The organism is Sneathiella sp. (genome assembly GCF_036960985.1).
GTDB lineage: Bacteria > Pseudomonadota > Alphaproteobacteria > Sneathiellales > Sneathiellaceae > Sneathiella.
Genome location: NZ_JBALWD010000026.1, coordinates 23,684 through 44,176, shown reverse-complemented (window position 1 = coordinate 44,176; position 20,493 = coordinate 23,684). Strand labels below are relative to the sequence as shown.

The following is a 20,493-nucleotide window of genomic DNA, read 5'->3' as shown; positions in this document are numbered from 1 at the left end:
ATTTCATGACATGCTCGATCGAAAATCCTACCAAATACAAAGCTGTTGCAGATATTTATCATGCGTTTTTCACAGGCCTTTTACTTTCCGTAACCCTCAGAAAAGATAGATACGCTGCGGGTGATCTGTGTTTTCACGTTTTCCGACGGCAACATCATGAAAAATTTCTATCAAGTTTCGAAAAACTTGGCCTCTCCGGTTTACCAGATGCTGTGGCGTGTGCTCAGTATCACTATTTGTCTAATGGTGTAGGTGGGGTCCCGGTCGAGTATATGTACGAAAATGACCAGAAAGCCTGGGTCCATTTTTGCCATCCCCGGTGGATGTATGAAGGAGCTGCGATATGCGGGATGCCCCTTGAGGTTAGCCATGGTTTCCTGAAGGGCTGGTACGGTCAGAACGGCGTTTCTCTCGAAAATCCGCGACTTGGTTTCGTTTGTACATCTCAAGATATGGACGGACAATATGGCATGGCAGGTTATTTTAAAGAATACTCTCACGATCTTGCACCGGAAGAGCGCTTGCAATTTTCACCAGGTGAAATGGCACCTCCCTTCAACGCCGCAGAAGCCCCTGTTCTAGATGCGACGAACTGGCCCGATGAACGATTGCAAAAAGCCAATCGCAATTACGCCATGGAGTATGCCAAGAACGCCTTGATAGAACTAACAGCATTGTTTGGCCCCGCTGAAGCTAGTTACCTTGGCGGCATCACTTTCCAACTAATAGGCAAACAATATTATCGTCAGACAGCTGACGCGTTGGCAATTAACGGTGAAAGTCCCGAAGCCTTCGCAGAATTCATGTCGAATATAATTGAAGGGCATGATGACCACGCAACAATTGCCATAGCCAAAGACGGCATACACGTAAAACAATCAGGTTGGCGTTTAATGAGGGGTACGGGTCCGCATCCTACATCAATCTTCGAGAGCTGGAATCAACTCTGGCAAGGTGCTTTATCCGTCCACAACAGATACCTTGTCCTGGAAGTTCTTCAGAGACAAGATTACGGCGACGAAGGCTTCGAATGGCGTATTCGTAGCCGAAAATAGAAAGGTTTTAGTTAAAAACAATAGGATCTAAATTTCCGCTTGCCGCTCCTTGCTGACCGGAATGCAAAAGACGTAAATCTGTTATTTTCATGTCAAGCAAGGACTGCATCGCTTGCTCAGCGCCTTCAGCATTTCTTGCACGTAGGAGCTTGAGGATTTCCAAATAGAAATTTGACATTCCAGTCACATAGATATTTGCCGGTTCTTTCAGTTTAAAATGATAATCGCACAAGGATTGTGAAATACCGCTTAAACGCGATAGCAGATCATTGTGGCAGATTTCATAGATAGTCATGTGGAAGTCCACACATGCCGGATAAAAATCCGCCAAAGATTCTTTCTCATCGGCAACTTGCATCGACATATAAATATCTTCCAGTCGATCAAGCTCCTCTTCCGTTGCCCGTTGTGCGACCAACCGCGTAACCAGCGGCTCAATAAGCACCCTGGTTTCAACAAGATTCCTAAAATCGTTACGGTCTGACGGCTCATACGATTGCCAAGCAATAATGTCCGGATCAAGCAAATTCCAGTATTCCCGTTGTCTCACCCGCGTTCCGGCGCGTTGTTTAGCTTCAATCAACCCTTTTGCCGTTAACACCCGCAATGCTTCTCTTATTGCCGTACGGCTGCCTTGAAATCGCCTCAGAATGTCGGCTTCGTCTGGTATTTTTTCACCGGGTTTTATGACCCCAGAAACTATTTCCTGACCGATCTCATGAACAACTTTTCCATGAATTCCATTTTCTGGATAGTACCATTTATTTCGTTCAATCATTAGCTTGACCCTACGTAATTTTGGCAAAGATAGATAAAATTTTATGTTTATCTTTGCGTGTGTTCTCCGAGCACTAAATATAATTTTTTAACTCAATAATCAAGGTATATATCTCAACCAATACGATCACTACTGTAGGTTGAATATTATAGAAATACTAAATTTCCAAGAAACCGAGTAAATCTACACTATTAAGTCTTTACGATTAATAGGTCTATTGGTGCAGTACGGTACTTTTTAAATATTAGAATACCACTATCCCTATTTACATTAGTTAAAAAATATTTATGGACGACATTATATTATATTCTAGATATTTATAAGCATCGACTTCGAGCCAATACTTATATAAGTTCATCGATGAGAACCCAAGCTGCACAAAAAATCTTCAAAGAAATTGATAAATATTCCAGTTTCTTTTCAAACTTCATAAAAAGTAACATTATTTTTGGGTTTCCACATCCGATTCTGTTTTGACGGAACGCAATTTTCTGAAGATAAGGAGATGATTAGTGAAAATATTAGTGACAGGCGGCCTAGGTTTTCTCGGAAAGAGATTATGCAATGCAATCTTAAAGGGTGAAAGCATGATTGATTCTTACGGAAATCCAAGAACCGTTTCAGAAATTGTATTGTTTGACGTCGCCAGTAATTCAAGTATTTCAGATGACCGGGTAACATATATATCCGGTGACATATCGGATCCAAAGCAGGTAGATAACCTGATAACAGATGACATCGACAGTATTTTTCATCTCGCTGCAATCGTCAGTGCGGACGCAGAAGAGAACTTTGACCTTGGAATGAAAATTAACTTAGACGGCACGAGAAACGTCCTTGAAGCAGCACGCCGACTAAGCCATTTGCCTAAAGTTATTTTTACTAGTTCTATCGCGACGTACGGAGGTGATCTCCCCAAAACAGTTATAGACGCAACAAAACAATCACCTCAAACATCCTATGGTGTTGCAAAAGTTGCCGGAGAATTACTTGTTCATGATTATAGCCGCAAAGGCTTTATTGACGGTCGATCCCTCAGACTACCGACAATTTCGGTCCGGACCGGATTGCCGAATAAAGCAGCATCGACCTGGGCAAGTTCGATTATTAGAGAGCCTTTGAGTGGCAAAGATGTAGTTTGTCCTGTCACAAAAGAAAGCTATATGGCCTGCATGAGCCCAAAAAAGATCGTAGAAGCCTTCATTCATGCTCATAATTTATCGGCTGACAAGTTTGCAGACGGAAGATCCCTCCTCCTCACTGGCATATCAGTTTCTGCTGGCGAAATGGCGGAAGCGGTCGAACGCCATCGAGGGAATAGAGCAATTGGAAAGATTAAGTGGGAGCATAACCCTGACATTCAAAAAATCGTCAATGGTTGGCCCAAAGCAACTTTTTCTGAACGTGCCGAAAAATTGGGTTTTTCGAAAGACGATAGCATCGATGATATTGTTCGGGCATTCATTGAAGATGATCTAGATACACAAATTGCGCTATATGGTTCAGATTAATTACGGAACAGGTTAGCTAAACCTTTTTTCGAGGCAGAGCAGACCCCCCGCTCCGTTATCAGCCCTGTTACCAAATGCGCCGGCGTAACGTCAAACGCATAATTCTTTGACGAACTTGAGGCAGGAAGGATCCTGACTTCTACAACTTTTCCAGTTGGATCGCTGCCACTGACAAAGTCAATTTCACGGCTATTTCTTATTTCAATCGGAATATCAGCAACACCATCATCAATCTCCCAATCGATTGTCGGGCTTGGAAGCGCAACATAAAACGGAACATTATTATCTTTCGCCGCCAATGCTTTCAGATAAGTACCGATTTTATTGCACACATCACCGGATGCAGTTGTACGATCTGTCCCGGTGATACAAAGATCAACTTGCCCGTGCTGCATCAAATGACCACCTGCATTATCAACAATAAGGGTATGTTCCACGCCGTGCATTCCAAGCTCCCAAGCGGTTAAATGCGCTCCTTGGTTTCGCGGTCGTGTTTCATCCACCCAGACATGCACAGGAATACCCTTATTATGGGCCTTGTAGATCGGTGACAAAGCGGTTCCCCAATCAACCGTCGCTAACCAACCGGCGTTACAATGGGTCAGTATGTTTACGACACCCTTTTGCATTTTCAGTTGCCAAATATCTTCGATAATTTTCAGGCCGTGATCGCCAATAGAACTATTAATGGCAACATCCTCATCGCAGATACGCGCAGCATTCTCATAGGCTGCCGCCACTCTTTCAGCCAAGGGTAAAGGCTTTAGCAGTTCTTGCATGTCCCGAATTGCCCAACGCAAATTTACGGCTGTAGGCCGCGTTTCAATGAGCAAGTCAGATAAAATTTCTATTCGCTCGTCCGAAGCATCTTCGCGCAAGCCCAAACACAGACCATAGGCTGCTGTTGCTCCAATCAGCGGCGCCCCGCGAACAAGCATGGCAGAAATGGCATCAGCCGCTTCTTCGACTGTTGTTAATTTTGCAATAACGAATTCATGCGGAAGCTTCGTTTGATCAATAATATCCACGGACCAGCCATCCTCAGAAAGCCAAATACTTCTGTAGTTCTCGCCGTCAACTTTCACTGTTCAATCCTCGCCATTTCATGATTTCCATACTATGTCCGGAAAGCGCTTGCACCTCCATATATAAATCTGCAAACTCTGCTTTCAAACTAAAAGTATCGGGAGACGACAATGGACGTTAAAGCAGCTGTAGCGCATAAAGCAGGAGCGCCCCTCACCATAGAAACAGTCTCTTTGGATGGACCAAGAGAGGGCGAAGTTCTGGTAGAAATCAAAGCCAGCGGCCTTTGCCACACAGATGCCTTCACACTATCAGGTGACGACCCCGAAGGCATATTTCCTGCCATTCTAGGCCATGAAGGCGCAGGTGTGGTTGTAGATGTCGGCCCCGGCGTCTCGAGCCTGAAAAAAGGCGACCATGTTATTCCCCTCTACACTCCTGAATGCCGGCAATGCGATTACTGCACCAGCGGCAAAACAAACCTCTGCCAGGCCATTCGTATAACACAAGGTCAAGGGCTGATGCCAGATGGATCCAGCCGTTTTAAAATTAATGGTGAAAAAGTGTTTCACTATATGGGCTGTTCGACATTTGCCAATTACACAGTCGTGCCTGAAATTGCACTCGCGAAAATTCGCTCCGATGCGCCGTTCGAAAAGGTCTGTTATATCGGCTGCGGCGTAACGACTGGTATAGGGGCTGTAATTAACACCGCAAAGGTCAAACCGGGAGATAATGTTGTCGTCTTCGGCCTCGGTGGAATAGGCCTCAATGTCATTCAGGGTGCCCGACTAGCAGGCGCCAACATGATCGTCGGTGTCGATTTAAACAATAGTCGCAAAGAACTTGGCGAGAAGTTCGGCATGACCCATTTTGTCAACCCCTCAGACCTTGAAGAGGATATTGTCCCGTACTTGGTGGATTTGACAGGTGGTGGTGCAGATTATTCTTTTGAATGCATAGGCAACGTAAATGTCATGCGCCAGGCACTCGAATGCTGCCACAAAGGATGGGGTGAAAGCATCATTATTGGTGTCGCTGGCGCAGGTCAGGAAATATCAACACGCCCCTTCCAGCTCGTAACAGGCCGAGTTTGGAAAGGCACGGCATTCGGGGGAGCTAAAGGTCGAACCGATGTGCCTCGCATTGTGGACTGGTATATGGATGGGAAAATTAATATTGATGACTTGATTACTCATGTCATGCCACTTGAAGACATAAATAAGGGCTTTGACTTGATGCATGAGGGAAAATCCATTCGTAGTGTCGTCACCTTTTAGATCCAGATGGAAATTTTATCTGAACAACCATGCTTTGGCGGCGTACAGGGGTTTTATCAACATGCGTCCCGTATGACGGGCACTGATATGCGGTTTGCTGTATACCAGCCTCCGCGTGCCCGAATAGAACCTCTGCCCGTGCTTTTTTTTCTTGCTGGCCTGACATGCAACGAAGAAACCGCGACCGTTAAAGCTGGCATGCAGCGGTTCGCAGCAATCCACAATCTGATACTGGTAATGCCCGACACCAGCCCGCGGGGCCTCAATATTGCGGGAGAAGATGTGGACTGGGACTTCGGAACGGGTGCCGGCTTCTATCTGGATGCAACCCGAGCTCCCTGGAAGCAAAATTATAACATGGGGAGCTACGTGTCGGAGGAACTTCGAGTATATATTCACGAGAACTTTAATACCCGAGTTAACAAAATGGGTATATCTGGACATTCCATGGGGGGTCACGGTGCTCTAACCATTGGATTGAAAAGCCCAGATATTTTCCAGTCTATTTCTGCTTTTGCTCCAATTTGCGCACCTATGCAATGTCCATGGGGGCAAAAAGCCTTCACTGGGTATCTAGGAGAAGATAAAAAACTCTGGCAGGAATATGACGCCACGGAATTAGTTCAGCGCCAACAAAGCCAAAATCTGATTTTGATCGATCAAGGCAATGAAGATGGTTTCCTGGAAGAACAACTCCATCCACATTTATTCGAACAAGCCTGTAAAGCAGCTGGACAACCTTTAAACCTGCGGTTCCATGACGGATATGATCACAGCTACTATTTCATTCAAAGCTTTATTGAGGATCACGTCGCACATCACGCCGAAATCCTCAATAGAGACTAGGCATTTTCAGCCAGGTGGACCCTCACGAAAGCATTGAACTCATCCGGTTTTTCCATCGCGGCCTGATGCGAAGCGTCTTCCAAGATTACCAACTTGGACTCCTCAATCTGACGATGAATAATTTCTGAAGATGCTATCGGTGTGCCCATATCTTCCCGACCAACAATCACCAATGTACTGGCTTTAATGGCCGGAATAAGATCTACCAATTCAATCGCTTGGATAGCCTGACTGCAACCAGTATACCCGTCGACGGATGTTCCTCGGATCATGGCGCGAACACGAGCGTCAAGATCCGGCCGATAGGTTAATGCTCCTTCGGCAAACCAACGCGACATTGAGCTATCTACCTGCCCGTCAATGCCATTTTCCTGAACTTCCCGAATACGTTCTGGCCAAACCGCCGCTGCTCCTTCCGGCAATTCACAAAGCGAACTCGAAATAACCAAGCTCTTCAATCGTTCTGGATACATCAGAGCAAATTTTTGGCCAATCATTCCGCCAATTGACAATCCCACGAAATGACTTGTTTTAATGTCATAGTGATCCTGGATGGCAGCTACATCAGAGGCGAGCATCCGAAATGTGTATGGTCCCGGCACACTCCCACTTTCGCCATGGCCTCGCAGGCTGTAGCGGAGAACACGATATTCATGCTTGAGCTCATTCGCTAATTCATCCCAAGCTGTCAAATCACAACACAAAGAATGGCTTAAAGTAACAACCGGAGCATTTTCCGGGCCTTCAAGACGTGTTTCTAGGTCGACACCATTTACTGTAACTATCATTAAAACGTCCTTCTTACATTATACAGAGATTTGGTGGTGGGCAGGACCAATTACATCATAAAGGGAGAATAACCGAGTTGACAAGCTGCGCGCCTCTGCTGGACATAAAATACAATCCCATATAATGGGTAACATTTTGTGGATGTGCCGCTCTTGAACCAAGACCAGCCTCTTCCGCAACAGAACGCGGCAAATCGAAAGTCGAACAGCCTTTGTCATAAACGTAAATCTCGTCTAGCCCAGGCATCATATTGTGATTACGAGCACTCAAGCTTGTCAGAACAAAATCCATCACACAGATATCTGTACAAATACCAACGACCAATAAATCCGTGATACCATTTGTAGAAACCCAATCGACAAACGCATTTGTTCCATCCCCCCGGGTGGCGCCCACAAAACCGTTGATGCAGTCCTTTTTAATCAACATCGTGTTTGGATCTCGTTCTAGCCACTTAAGTTCTGGAACCAGCTCTTCTTCTCCGGTTCCTTCTTCACAATGCGGTGGATAGGGAAATTCAAGCTTTCCTGGCGTATGAGTATCCAAAAAGGCTAAGATAGGTCTATTCACTGCCGTGAACGCCGTCGCGAGCCGACTGGTCTCTGATACCATAGTCGACACTTGCGCATTCGGAGCCTGGGGCGCCAAAGCACCCGCCCCAACTGTCGCAAATCCATTAACTTCATCAACAATAACCAAGCCAATTTTCTTTCCGGCTTTTTGGATATCAAGCGCGGCCATGTAAAGCGGCATTACGTCGGCAAGATCGCGGGTAATGTTTTCGGATTTCATGGAAGATCCTCAGAAGACTGATTGTTTATTCGATTTAGGTTATGCCGTCTGCACCGGCTAACGCAACCACCAAAATCTGTGTTTTGGGAATAAATTATACTAAGACTAAGAGAGGGAAATCCCCTGATCCGCGTCATCATAGGCCCCTCTGAGTATGTTTGAGCAATAACCCCATCTACAATTTTCCTTCCGGTCGTAAATATGCTATGCAGTCGCACATATTTTTCAACAAACATGGGAATTAGAACTATGGATTGCGACATTTTTGAATTTTAACTTCACACGCGCTTTCGAAGCTGGTTTCTTGGAATTTTAAGAGATTACTGGATTCTTTTTTTATCTCGATTTTGCTATCGACAGATTTCATGACGACACGCCTACCAATAGGAAACAAATGCGGTAATCTAGTTTGATGAATTTCTAGTTCCCCTCTTAGAACGAAGCTAATGATTGAAACAAATACAAAAACGCAATTTTCTACAGATATCAAGCTGGACGAAAGTTGGCATGAATGTCTTCTCCCGGAATTTGAAAAATCTTATATGAAGGAATTGCAAAAATTTTTGAACATTGAAAAAAAGCAAAATAAAGCAATCTTTCCGCCTCGTTCCGAAACTTTTTCTGCTTTTAACAACACTTCTTTTAACGCAGTCAAGTTAGTCATCCTGGGTCAAGATCCTTATCACGGTCCCGGCCAGGCTCATGGGTTGAGCTTCTCAGTTCAATCAGGTGTTCGTGTTCCACCAAGCCTTATGAATATTTATAAGGAAATAGAACGTGATCTGGGAATACCACGAACCAAAAATGGCTTTCTTGGTAATTGGGCGGAACAAGGTGTCTTACTGCTAAATAGCGTCTTAACAGTCGAAAAAGGGAAAGCTGGGTCGCACCAAGGAAAAGGTTGGGAAAAATTTACCGACGTAGCCATTGCATCCATTGCAGAAAAGCGCGACAATATCGTGTTCCTGCTCTGGGGTAGCTACGCACAAAAAAAAGGGCGTTTTATCGATAGAAATCGGCATTTTGTTATGGAAAGCGTCCATCCCTCACCTTTGTCCGCTCACCGTGGGTTTATTGGTAACGGCCATTTTTCCAAAGCAAATGAGTATTTGATATCAATAAACCGACCGCCCATTGACTGGTCAGTTGGAGACCTTTTATGACGCATTCAGTTCTGGACCAGTTACCACAGATAATGGGGCATCGAGGTGCTTGCGGGCACGCACCTGAGAATACTTTGTCTTCGATAGAAATGGCAGCTACGTTAGGCGCGAAATTCATCGAAATCGATGTCTGCCTAACCAAAGACAACATTGCTGTAATTCATCACGATACAGACGTTGATCGTTGTACGGACGGTCATGGCCCTGTTCTTTTAAAAACATTAGCGGAAATAAAACAGCTAGATGCTGGAATGCAGTTTTCGCCTACTTTCATCGGTGAAAAAATACCGACACTGAAAGAAGCTATTTCAATTATCGACAAATTGGGCCTTGGTCTCAATCTCGAGCTAAAACCCTCTAAAGGTTGGCAAGTTCCAACTACTGAGTTTGTTGTACGGGAATTGCAAGAATTCCTTCCAAATGGCGTTCCCTTGTTGGTTTCTTCGTTTAATATTGAAGCTTTAGTAAAATTGGGCGCTCTCATGCCCGAAGTCCCCCTCGGTTATCTGACCGAAGCAATTCCACCAGATTGGGAACAGCGACTTGCTGATGCGGAATGTGCATCATTGCATTGCGAAAAAGATTTTGTCACAAAAGAGAATGTGGCGGCCGTGAAGGCCGCCGGGTACAAATTTTTAGTTTACACAGTGAACGATCCTGACATGGCAAATCAGTTTTTGGACTGGGGTGTAGATTCAGTCATTACGGATTATCCGGATCGTCTTTTCGAAGGCCTTCAGCTCACGAAAACGGGTTAAATCTCGCTTTAGTGCTCCTTTAAACCCGCGACCAGATAGGCGCCGGCCGCAACTAGAGAGTTAATACGTCGTAGATCACTCATTAAACTGAGGTGCACGGCACTGGCATCCTGATCCATTGTTCGGTTACTCCGTAATCGTCGCAAATGGTTATTCACAGATTTACGCTCAGCCTCGCGAAAAAGCTGCTTTCTCTGAATTAGATTCTTTGCCGATGCTGGATCCCCTGTCATCAATACCGTTAATGCCAAGCCTAGATTGGTCAGGATAATATCGAATAATTTCGTAATGTCTTCTTGGTCTTCTGCCGCAAAATTCACTCTATTTTTCACGCTTGTCTCAATCATCTCCGTCATATTCATGACAACGATATTTCCAATATGATCGAGATTGGTCGTAAAGCTTAGTATTTCACGGCATCTTGCCTCATCTTCTTCTTCAAGAGATTCCCGTCCCAATTTCGTCAAGTAATTTTTGATAGCTCTGTCAAAATCATCCACATATTGATCCCCTTCGCGAATTTTCGAGAATAATTGCGGATTACCGGTTACCAGAGCCTCTTTCGTATTACGGCACATGTTTTCAAGCACTTCTCCCATACGTAAAGTATCTCTAACAGCGTTCGCCATGGCTAGTTGAGGACTATCGAGCGCAGCTTTGTCCAAGTATAGAGGCATAGGAATATTTTCATCTGCCCGGGCATTATCGGGAAGTAATTTTTCCGTCAACCGACCCAGTGGGCCGACGAACGGAAGGAATATTATTACACAGGCGACGTTGAGCATTGTGTGGAAGTTTACAAGCTGCCGCGCCGGAGACGCTTCCAACAATGCCAATTCTGCTCCTACAACATTCACAAATGGTATCATCACGACAACTATTATCAATCGACAGAACAAATTACCGAGTGGTGGGCGCCGCGCCGCCTTGTCCGCTTTCATCGTCGCCATAATCGGTGGTATCGCTCCGCCTAAATTTGCGCCGAGAACCATGGCAAATGCAACATCCATCGGAAAATTGCCAGTTGCCGCGAGCGATAAAGAAAACAGAACGGTCGCCAGGCTTGAATGAGCAATAATCGTAATCAAAGCCGCAAGTATAACCACCAGAACCGGCTCACCTGACAGTGAACTCAAAACAAACTGCGATATATCGGAAGTACGGATTGGCTCTGAAGCTAAAGATAGCAATTTGAGGGCCGTAAGCATCATTCCCAAGCCAAGTATAATCCTGCCAAGGTTCTTCGCGCGAGTCGACGAGGCCGTTGAATGCCGAACAAATCCAACAAATAACAACACAGGAGCAAGAAAGGATAAATCGAAACTTAGCACCTGAGCAACTAATGTGGTGCCAACATCCGCCCCGAGCATAATCGCAATTCCAGCGGCCGCGGGAACAAGTCCTTTACCCGCAAACGAGGCTGTCAATAGTGCCGTCGCCGTACTGCTTTGCAACAGCATCGTTACACTCAATCCGCCGAAGAAAGATTGAAACCGATTTTTCAAGCAGAATTTTAGAAAAGCACCGAGCTCTCGGCCAAAAGCGCGCATGACGCCAGTGTTGACCATTCTCAGACCCCATAACAGTAAGGCCACGCCTCCCATCAGATTTAGCAGAACTATAGTACCGTCCAAAATTAATCTACCTTTAGATGTATAAGTTAAAATAATATACGTCTATTTAGAGAGTTTTCCATATAAACGGGGAAAAAGCTATGGTTTTTAGACCAAAAGATTAGAACAATTTCCACCTAAATCCACACAGACTACATTAAAAGTTCTAGCGGTCTAAATCTCCAAGGACCGATTTTTCAAACACTGAAGCATAATCACCCGCAGTCAATTGAATGGGATTGCCGCCTGAAGATGGGTCTTCCACAGCCATCTGCCCCACCAATCCCTTTTTCTCAAGATCAATTTCCAAAGCCGAAAGATCGTTTGGGATACCAACTTCTTGACGTAGTGCTAAAACCCAATTTAGAAACGAGTCAAAGGAGGGGCTTTCAAGGCCCAAATAGGCCGCAAGCCTAGCCATTCTATCTTCAATTCGAGGCTGATTTCGGATCAAAATATAGGGCATCAAAATTGCATTCAGCATACCATGATGCGCATCATACAAAGCACCGAGAGGATGCGCTAAAGCATGCATACCCCCGAGGCCTCGCTGAAAGGCTGTTGCTCCCATCGATGATGCAATCATCATTTGGCTGCGAGCCTCAAGATTGCCCCCATCGGCACAGGCTGCGGGTAGAAATTCTTTTACTAAACGAATGCCTTCGATGGCTATACCTTCTGCCATAGGATGAAAATGTGGTGAACAAAAAGCTTCTAGATTATGTGACAAGGCATCCATACCCGTCGCAGCCGTAATCATTTTCGGCAACCCAATGGTCAATGCCGGGTCCGCAATAACCGCAACCGGCATCATTTTTGGATTAAAAACGATCCGCTTTATGTGATGGTCCTCATCTGTAATGATCGAAGCACGCCCGACTTCAGACCCTGTCCCAGATGTGGTCGGCACGGCTATGATGGGCGGAACCTCTGACGGATCAATATCCTCCCAGTCATCGCCCCCAGCAATAAATTCGAAAACACCTTTCGTTTGCGCCGACATCACCGCAATTGCTTTAGCGGCATCGATACCGGATCCCCCTCCGAAAGCGATAATACCGTCATGCCCGCCTTTCTGAAAGACCGCCACTCCATCGTCGACGTTACGACCTACAGGATTAGCCTTAATATCGCTATAAATACCAAAGCCGATACCGGCGTCAGAGCAGGATGTTCGGGCGGCCTCAATCATAGGCAGGACAGCTAAGTCAGGATCTGTGACTAAAAGCGGGTTTTTCATCCCAAATTCTTTGCAGGTATTACCTAATTCTTGGAGTCGGCCCACACCGAAACGCATAGCCGTTGGATAATTCCAGTTACCGGTGAGAAGGTTAATATCTGCAGTCATCCAATTATCCTAAACAGCTGTTTTTAAATGATAAGATTTGGGTCGCGTAAGGCTCTCATATCCGACGCTAGACAATGTGCAGCCCCTCCCCGAGTTTTTTACGCCTGTCCAGGCAAGGGCAGGATCGAGATAGTCACAACGGTTCATAAACCATGTCCCTGTCTCTACTTGATCACCAATACGAATTGCTGCGTCAACATCTTCTGTCCAAACTGAGGCCGTTAATCCAAATTCGCTATCGTTCATAAGTGCAATCGCCTCATCATCCGACGAGACTTTCATTATACCGACAACGGGGCCAAAGCTCTCTTCCGTCATAAGGCGCATGCTATGATTGACATCAACAACAACTTGCGGAGCGAGATAAGGTGTCCCCGGATTGTCAGCCGGAAAGAGAGCCGGATCAATTAGTGCCCGTGCGCCAGTACCAACGGCGTCCAATACTTGACGCCTTACGAAATCAGCCGCCGTAGCACTGACCATCGGCCCCAACGTTGTTTCAATCTCCAAAGGTGACCCGAGAGTATAACTTTTTACGATATCGACAAACGCAGCGACAAAATTGTCGTAGACATCGGCATGTACATAAATTCGTTCAATTCCGCAGCAAGATTGGCCGGAGTTAAACATTGCTCCGTCAACAAGGTTCTCTGCCGCGGACATTATATCCGCATCAGGGCGAACATATGCTGGATCTTTACCGCCAAGTTCTAGTCCAACACCTATAAACTTACCAAGAGCCGCTGTTTCGATCGCTTTACCGCCTGGAACAGAACCGGTAAAACAAACGTACTCGACTTGATCTGATTGAATAATCTCTGCAGCCAACTGGTGCGATGCGACGACTATCTGGAACAAGTCTTTGGGTAATCCAGCCTCGACAAAACTATCCACCATTCGCTCCCCACATAAGTGAGTTTGTGTCGCATGTTTCAAAATTACGGCGTTGCCCGCCATCAGAGCAGGAATGATTGAATTCACGGCCGTCATGAACGGAAAATTCCAGGGCGCTATTGTAAAAACCACGCCAAGAGGCTCTCTCGTTATATATCGCGTAAAACCCTCTTTTTGTGGGATCTCTATAGGTTTTAACGCTTCTTCGGCAATGGCAATCATGTGGCTTGCACGCTCCACAAATCCGTTTATTTCTCCCGCGCCGAACTTTACGGGGCGCCCCATCTGCCACGCCAATTCGTCGACAATGTTTTCTTTTTTAGACTCGAAATTTTGGACACATCCAGTCAAAATTGCGGCCCTGTCTTCAATTGAAGCATGTTTCCAGGCATCTTGCGCAGTTTGCGCGGCAACAAGCATCTGCGTAACAGTTTGTGACGGAGTATATGGACGTTCTATATACAAATTACCGTCAATGGGACTAATTGTTTTCAAACTTTCAGACATTGTTTTCACCTACTGCAAATAAGAGTTCGTATTTACCATTCTCTGACAAATTTACTAAGTCCAAAACACGTCACCAAAAATTTTATTTCCACAAAATGTCTAAAATAAATAGAAAAACTGTGGTTTTCCACATTATCCTTCGGTTTTTCCGCATAATATGATATGCACGTTACTTAAATCCACTAAATTGGGAGATAGCGTTGAAGCAAACTAAGCGCCAAATGGACATCATGCGATTGCTGCAAATTGAAAAATCTTGCGGCGTTATCGAATTGGCGACCAAACTTGGCGTTTCAGACGAAACGATTCGTCGTGATATCAAACAAATGACGCAAACCGGGGCCGTTGAAAAAATTCACGGCGGAGTCATGCTTCCACATTCTTCCCTAGAGCCCCCTTTTCTTCGGCGACTAGAAGAACAGCGACATGAGAAGCAAAAAATTGCAAAATTGGCAGCTTCAATCATTCGTGATGGTGAAACATTACTGATCGATAATGGCAGCACCTCGTGCTATATCGCGAAAGAATTAAGCGCGCATCGAAACATGACTGTTGTGACCAATTCAACGGAAGTGGCACGCGATCTGTGTGCCAGAAATAATAATACCGTTTACATGGCAGGAGGAGAGTTACGCGCCGATGATAGTGCCGCATATGGCCCAACGGCCGTCAGCTTTGCAAAACAATTCTCAACAGAACGTGCAATTTTGTCCATCGGTGCTCTTCACAGTGAGCTTGGTTGCTTCGATTTTGATTTAAGTGAAGCGGAATTTAAACGTGCTGTTATCCCACAAGCCTCAAGTATTGTGATGGTTGCCGATCATACGAAGTTTAATCGGCCCGGCGTCGTTAAAGTATGTGACTTCAGTCATGTCGACATGCTGCTGACGGACCAGCTGCCCCCGCAAGAGATTATTGACCAAATTGGCCGCAATCGCATACATATTGCTTGAATATATTTAGGTCTTTAAAGGTGCAAGAAGTTCGGAAATAATTCTCAGACCTTCTTCAATTTGCTGCGTCGCAATTGATGAAAAACCTAGCCGGAAGTAGTTTTTCCCTTTTTCTTTATCGCTAAAATACACCTGCCCCGGTTCGAGAACCACGCCTTTCAATAATGCCTGACGTGCAAGATCCTCCGCGTCCAAACTTTTTGGGCCTTCAATCCAAAAACTCGTTCCACCGAATTGAGGCTGGATTGACATTCCCGGCATAAACTTTTGCAACGCTTCATTCATAATAAAGCGTCTTTCGCTATACACTTGGTTCAGTTGCCGCGTATATGTAAGATGGTATCCCATGGCTATAAAAAAAGAGGTCGTTCTTTGGTTATTGCTTGGTGCATGACGCAGCATCAGACGCCGAAGTGCGCGCATTTGCTTTATCAACGGAGAGGGTGCCACAACATACCCCAAACGGAGCCCCGGAAACATAGATTTTGACAAACTTCCCACATGGATTACGCGACCATCTTTATCCTGTGATTTCAGAGCACGCACGGGAACATCGGTATAGTTTGTCTCACTTTCAAAATCATCTTCAATAATAAGAAGATCATGCTTCGAAGCAGTCGCCAGCAGGTTTCGGCGGCGATTTTCAGATAAAGTCACCGTTGTTGGGTATTGATGGCTGGGTGTAACATATACTACATTACACGAAGCTAGATTTTCGTCGACAATGACGCCCTGCTCGTCGACGTTCAATGGCATTAAATCCGCTTGATGATACTCGAAAATATTGCGGACGTCGGGATATCCGGGATCTTCTATTCCAACTCGCGTCACCGCTTTTATTAATGCCGCCGCGGCCAGAAAAAGACCATTCTGGGCACCCATTGTTACCAAAATTTCATCATCTTGGGCGAAAATACCCCGTGTAGGCAATAGTTTGGATTTAATCTGCTGAACCAGATACCGGTCATCCTGCGAAACGGCATCATTGGCCCAGTCGAGCATATCCATCTGGCTCATCGCTTGTCGTGAGCATTCCCGCCAATCCCCTAGTGGGAATAAGGACGTATCCGGTTGTCCATATACGAAAGGAAATGGATAGTCCTGCCAATCTTTCGGCTTTAATATATTTCTTTGAGAAGACACGTGACTATCGAGTCGCTCCTCCCAATCGATACCTTGCGGATCTTCTTTCGAGTTTTGTAAAGAGGGACTACATTTACCGACGACGGCAGATTTTGTTTCTCTAGGTCCAATATCCGCGACCCGATATCCAGATCGTTCCACCGCATTTAGGTATCCATCTTCCGCGAGCTTTTCGTAAACAATAACCACCGTTACGCGCGATAATCCGAGGTTTTTCGCGAGTTTCCGAGTTGACGGTAATTTTGTTCCGTGGGTCAGCTGCCCATTAATTATCGCGTCAACCATTTTCGTACGAAGTTGGCTTTGAAAAGACATGCGTGAGTTTCTATCAATTTCAAAAAACATCTACACCCATCCCAATATTCAACCCATTTTCTCATTTTTGCAGCTTACTGAAGAAATGTAAATTGGTCTTATTATTTCTTTAATTCTGGACCTATCTCTTCGATCAAAATATTACGATTATAGATTAGAAGATATTACCGGCATTGAGTTGTACTATCAGTGCAACATTTGTAATGCGTCCACTCCATATTAGTTGGCTATGCGGTCTCTGACGCGACATCCAGAGAACACGATAACCGGAAATGCAACTGCAGTAGCGATCAACATGAAACTGCCACAGGATTAGGATATAGCAATGGATCTAACACAATCAGTCAACGACTATAGCGAAATTGTCGAAAATGACCGCGAATTCATTTGGCACCATCTAAGCCAGCACAAGAAGTATGAAACGCAGGATCCTCTTATCATTATTGAAGGTAAAGGCATGCGGGTCTGGAACCAAGCCGGGCGCGAGCATCTAGATGCTGTGTCGGGCGGTGTATGGACCGTAAATGTCGGCTATGGCCGCGAAACCATTGCAGATGCTGTGCGCGATCAACTGGTTAAAATGAATTATTTTGCTGGCTCAGCCGGTTCAATTCCCGGCGCAACCTTCGCCAACCAATTGATTGGCAAAATGCCTGGTTTGAGTCGCGTTTACTATTCAAACTCCGGCTCGGAAGCCAACGAGAAAGCATATAAAATTGTTCGTCAGATTTCCCACAACAAGCATGGCGGCAAGAAATCTAAAATCCTGTATCGTGACCGCGATTATCATGGCACAACGATCACAGCTCTTTCCTCATGTGGTCAGGGTGAACGTCGTGACCAGTATGGTCCCTTCACACCTGGTTTCGTTGAAGTGCCTCATTGCCTGGAATATCGTTCTCAGTGGGGAGATATTGAAGACTACGGGATCAAAGCCGCGAATGCGATTGAGGATGTAATTTTACGTGAGGGTGCAGATACCGTAGGTGGATTGATCCTTGAACCCATTACGGCAGGTGGTGGCGTTATAGAACCGCCTAAGGGCTATTGGGATCGCGTCCAGGAAATTTGCGCTAAATACGATATCCTTCTTATTATTGATGAAGTTGTTTGTGGTATGGGCCGCACGGGTACTTGGTTCGGGTATCAGCATTACGACGTCAAACCCGACATTGTCACGATGGCAAAAGGCGTTGCTTCAGGTTACGCTGCTATATCATGTACTGTAACAACAGAGGCGGTCTTCAACGAATTTAAAGCCGATCCTGACGATCCAATGAGCTATTTCCGTGACATTTCAACGTTTGGTGGATGTACCGCGGGCCCAGCTGCGGCTCTGGAAAACATGCGTATTCTTGAAGACGAAAATCTCCTAGATAACACTGTCGCAATGGGCGAATATCTGATGGACAAATTACATGGATTGAAAGCCAAACATCAAATTGTTGGCGACGTCCGAGGTAAGGGTTTATTCTGCGGGGCAGAACTGGTCTCAGATCGAGAAAGCAAAACGCCAGTACATGAAAGTATAGCACAAGCCGTTGTGGCTGATTGTTTTGCGAAGAGCGCCGTTATCATCGGAATGACCAACCGGTCACTTCATGGCATGAACAATACCTTGTGTCTCAGCCCTGCCCTTATCAGTACAAAAAATGATCTGGATGAGGTCGTGGAAGCGATTGACGGTGCTTTGACACGCGTCGTCGCCTAAAAATATTGTCGTAGGACAGCATTGGCCACAGGAGTTTTCTCCTGTGGTCATTTTTATTTTAAGTCTGTCTATTTCTGAAATTTTTGAATAGAGTTTATTTTCCTAAATCAGCTATATTTGAGCGACTATGCAAAATTCAAATTCTCCTGAAATCCTGCCGGTTAACCTTGGCGATGGCGACGAACTGACAATCCTCGCTTTGGATTCAAAAGCTTTTTGGGGCTATTCAGAAGATTTTATCCAATCATGTAAAACCGCGCTTACAATTACGGACGAAATGATCGAAAGATTGCACAGCGGCTCGATAAGGGGAGATAATGCATTCGCCGGCTTCTATTTTTTGTCCGAAGAAGAAGACTATGCTGAACTACAACTACTGTATATTTCGCCGTTGGCCATGGGCAAAGGTTTTGGCCGCCTACTATTCAATTCTGCCGTGAAGAAAGCCATTTTACTTGGTTTCAATGCAATGCGGATTGAGGCCGATCCAAATGCTACGGACTTCTATAAAAGAATGGGTGCCAAGCAAATTGGATGGTGCCGATCCGAAGTTGAAGAGACGCGAGAACTTCCGCTTTTTATGAAGACTTTTTAATTTTCGGCGAAAAATATAATCTTCAAATAATTTCGAAATAGCGTTCCATTTCCCAACTGGTAATAGCTTTGCGAAATTCCCGTTCTTCCCATTCCCGAGTGACCACATAGTGATCCACAAAGGCATTACCAAATAAATCGCGCGCCGCGACGGAACTTTTCAAAGCTTGTGCTGCATCCCATAATGTTTGTGGTAAGGCGAGTTCCTTCGGAAATTCTTGAGTATAGGCGTTTCCAACTATTGGGTCAGTAGGCTCAATCTTATTTTCGATACCCCACAAACCGGATCCCAACGCAGCAGCTATGGCGATATGTGGATTTATATCCGCAGCCGAAATGCGGTACTCAACCCGTTGCGCATGCTTTGATCCCGGGATGGCTCTTAACGCACAAGTTCGATTGTCAACGCCCCAACTCGCTTCCGTCGGTGCCCAAAAACCTGGAATTAATCGCGTATAGCTGTTGATCGTGGGCGAAACCATCGCTAACAGTTCAGGCATAAGTTTTTGCTGCCCGCCAATAAAGTGACGCATGGCATCACTCATATTATGATCTTTACCCTCTTCATGAAAAACCGAGGATCCATCTTTTTTTGCGAGAGACAAATGGATATGTCCACTTTGCCCCGGGTAATCTGGCGACCACTTCGCCATAAAGGTTGCCATCAAACCGTTCTTTTGCGCCAAAATTTTCGTAAATGTTTTGAATAGCGCGCCCTTGTCCGCAGCAAGCAAGGCTTCGTCATAAGCTATTGCCGCTTCTAACACGCCGGGGCCAGTTTCCGTGTGCAATCCTTCTATCGGAAAATCCATTTCCGTACAAAGAGATAGCAATTGTTCATAAAAATCGTTTTCTACCGAGGCCCGTAGCATCGAATATCCAAAATTTCCTGGTGTAAAACTAGTAAGCCCATTGTAGTTTTTTTCACGAATTGACATAGGTGATTCATCGAAAAGAAAAAACTCAAACTCGCAAGCAGCAGTCGCGATATATCCCATATCCGATGCTCTGGACAAAACTTTCTTCAGAGTTTGCCGCGGGCAAACATGAGCGGCCCTATCACCAAATTCCAAAAGAAAGAACAACATATTATCTTCCATTGGCAATTCGCGACAGCTGTCTATGACAGGGACGACAGTTGCGTCCGCGTATCCATTTGCCCAGCCCGTATAGCTTTCTTTGTCATATAGCTGATCGTTGACATCCCAGCCAAGAATTACATCGCAAAACCCAAAACCGGTTTCCAAGATACCGAAAAACTTTGATTTGCTAAGGTATTTTCCTCGGAGTACACCATCGATATCAAACACACCAACTTTGACATATTCAAGGCCACGATCCTCAACAATACTCTTGGCATCTGTGATCGTTTTTACAAACCGTGCGTCCATTATATCCTCGATAGAAAAAATAACTT

Annotated in this window: 18 protein-coding genes; 9 read left to right on the top strand and 9 right to left on the bottom strand. The window is 45.3% G+C overall.

Features of this window, described 5'->3' with window-relative positions; all coding sequences use genetic code 11:
• The first annotated feature begins 5 nt into the window (after positions 1-5).
• Positions 6-1,055: a hypothetical protein gene (locus tag V7723_RS14280; protein WP_335685162.1), complete on the top strand. Its 1,050-nt coding sequence runs from the start codon at positions 6-8 to the stop codon at positions 1,053-1,055.
• 7 nt (positions 1,056-1,062) lie between these two features.
• Here V7723_RS14280 and V7723_RS14275 read toward each other — a convergent pair whose 3' ends face one another.
• Positions 1,063-1,833: a FadR/GntR family transcriptional regulator gene (locus V7723_RS14275; protein ID WP_335685161.1), complete on the bottom strand. Its 771-nt coding sequence runs from the start codon at positions 1,831-1,833 to the stop codon at positions 1,063-1,065.
• A 512-nt stretch (positions 1,834-2,345) separates the two neighbouring features.
• Here V7723_RS14275 and denD point away from each other — a divergent pair.
• A complete protein-coding gene (denD, locus tag V7723_RS14270; RefSeq protein WP_335685160.1) occupies positions 2,346-3,344 on the top strand; it encodes a D-erythronate dehydrogenase in 999 nt (332 codons plus the stop codon).
• On the opposite strand, the gene mtnA is transcribed toward denD, so the two are convergent.
• The gene (gene mtnA, locus V7723_RS14265; RefSeq protein ID WP_335685159.1) at positions 3,341-4,429 is read right to left on the bottom strand and encodes an S-methyl-5-thioribose-1-phosphate isomerase; all 1,089 of its coding nucleotides are present in this window, start codon (positions 4,427-4,429) and stop codon (positions 3,341-3,343) included. The two genes, denD and mtnA, sit on opposite strands and share 4 nt — an antisense overlap.
• 111 nt (positions 4,430-4,540) lie before the next feature.
• On the opposite strand from mtnA, the gene V7723_RS14260 reads away from it, so the two are divergent.
• Positions 4,541-5,650, top strand: a complete 1,110-nt coding sequence (locus V7723_RS14260; protein WP_335685158.1) for an S-(hydroxymethyl)glutathione dehydrogenase/class III alcohol dehydrogenase — start codon at positions 4,541-4,543, stop codon at positions 5,648-5,650.
• Between the two features lie 6 nt (positions 5,651-5,656).
• Positions 5,657-6,496 carry an S-formylglutathione hydrolase gene (fghA, locus tag V7723_RS14255; protein ID WP_335685157.1) on the top strand — a complete coding sequence of 280 codons (840 nt, stop codon included), beginning with the start codon at positions 5,657-5,659 and terminating at the stop codon, positions 6,494-6,496.
• Here fghA and V7723_RS14250 read toward each other — a convergent pair.
• Both V7723_RS14250 and V7723_RS14245 read right to left on the bottom strand, forming a co-directional pair.
• Positions 6,493-7,284, bottom strand: a complete 792-nt coding sequence (locus V7723_RS14250) for an alpha/beta fold hydrolase (RefSeq protein ID WP_335685156.1) — start codon at positions 7,282-7,284, stop codon at positions 6,493-6,495. The genes fghA and V7723_RS14250 overlap by 4 nt on opposite strands.
• Positions 7,285-7,339: 55 nt before the next feature.
• Positions 7,340-8,077 (bottom strand): isochorismatase family protein, encoded by a 738-nt coding sequence (locus V7723_RS14245; RefSeq protein WP_335685155.1) that lies wholly within the window; start codon positions 8,075-8,077, stop codon positions 7,340-7,342.
• Positions 8,078-8,523: 446 nt separating this feature from the next.
• Between V7723_RS14245 and ung the strand changes: the two genes are divergently transcribed.
• Together ung and V7723_RS14235 are read left to right on the top strand one after the other, a co-directional pair.
• Complete coding sequence (gene ung / locus V7723_RS14240; RefSeq protein ID WP_335685154.1) at positions 8,524-9,240, top strand: uracil-DNA glycosylase; 717 nt, start codon at positions 8,524-8,526, stop codon at positions 9,238-9,240.
• Positions 9,237-9,998, top strand: a complete 762-nt coding sequence (locus V7723_RS14235) for a glycerophosphoryl diester phosphodiesterase (protein ID WP_335685153.1) — start codon at positions 9,237-9,239, stop codon at positions 9,996-9,998. Before ung ends, V7723_RS14235 begins: the two co-directional genes overlap by 4 nt.
• A gap of 8 nt (positions 9,999-10,006) precedes the next feature.
• Here V7723_RS14235 and V7723_RS14230 read toward each other — a convergent pair whose 3' ends face one another.
• The 3 genes from V7723_RS14230 to V7723_RS14220 all read right to left on the bottom strand — a co-directional run bounded on the left by V7723_RS14230 (position 10,007) and on the right by V7723_RS14220 (position 14,360).
• Positions 10,007-11,632 carry a Na/Pi cotransporter family protein gene (locus V7723_RS14230; protein ID WP_335685152.1) on the bottom strand — a complete coding sequence of 542 codons (1,626 nt, stop codon included), beginning with the start codon at positions 11,630-11,632 and terminating at the stop codon, positions 10,007-10,009.
• Between the two features lie 145 nt (positions 11,633-11,777).
• Positions 11,778-12,959, bottom strand: coding sequence for an iron-containing alcohol dehydrogenase (locus tag V7723_RS14225; protein WP_335685151.1), 1,182 nt, complete (start codon positions 12,957-12,959; stop codon positions 11,778-11,780).
• A gap of 9 nt (positions 12,960-12,968) precedes the next feature.
• Positions 12,969-14,360, bottom strand: coding sequence for an aldehyde dehydrogenase family protein (locus V7723_RS14220; RefSeq protein WP_335685150.1), 1,392 nt, complete (start codon positions 14,358-14,360; stop codon positions 12,969-12,971).
• Positions 14,361-14,560: 200 nt separating this feature from the next.
• Here V7723_RS14220 and V7723_RS14215 point away from each other — a divergent pair, with 200 nt between their 5' ends.
• Complete coding sequence (locus V7723_RS14215) at positions 14,561-15,313, top strand: DeoR/GlpR family DNA-binding transcription regulator (RefSeq protein WP_335685149.1); 753 nt, start codon at positions 14,561-14,563, stop codon at positions 15,311-15,313.
• Positions 15,314-15,319: 6 nt separating this feature from the next.
• Here the strand turns inward: V7723_RS14215 and pdxR are convergent, their stop codons facing one another.
• Entirely contained in the window at positions 15,320-16,801 is a 1,482-nt protein-coding gene (pdxR, locus tag V7723_RS14210) for a MocR-like pyridoxine biosynthesis transcription factor PdxR (protein WP_335685148.1), read from the bottom strand.
• A gap of 295 nt (positions 16,802-17,096) precedes the next feature.
• Between pdxR and V7723_RS14205 the strand changes: the two genes are divergently transcribed.
• Positions 17,097-18,482 (top strand): aminotransferase family protein, encoded by a 1,386-nt coding sequence (locus V7723_RS14205; RefSeq protein ID WP_335685147.1) that lies wholly within the window; start codon positions 17,097-17,099, stop codon positions 18,480-18,482.
• Between the two features lie 127 nt (positions 18,483-18,609).
• Entirely contained in the window at positions 18,610-19,077 is a 468-nt protein-coding gene (locus V7723_RS14200; RefSeq protein ID WP_335685146.1) for a GNAT family N-acetyltransferase, read from the top strand.
• 22 nt (positions 19,078-19,099) lie between these two features.
• Here the strand turns inward: V7723_RS14200 and V7723_RS14195 are convergent, their stop codons facing one another.
• Positions 19,100-20,467 carry a glutamine synthetase family protein gene (locus tag V7723_RS14195; protein WP_335685145.1) on the bottom strand — a complete coding sequence of 456 codons (1,368 nt, stop codon included), beginning with the start codon at positions 20,465-20,467 and terminating at the stop codon, positions 19,100-19,102.
• Between the last annotated feature and the right edge of the window lie 26 nt (positions 20,468-20,493).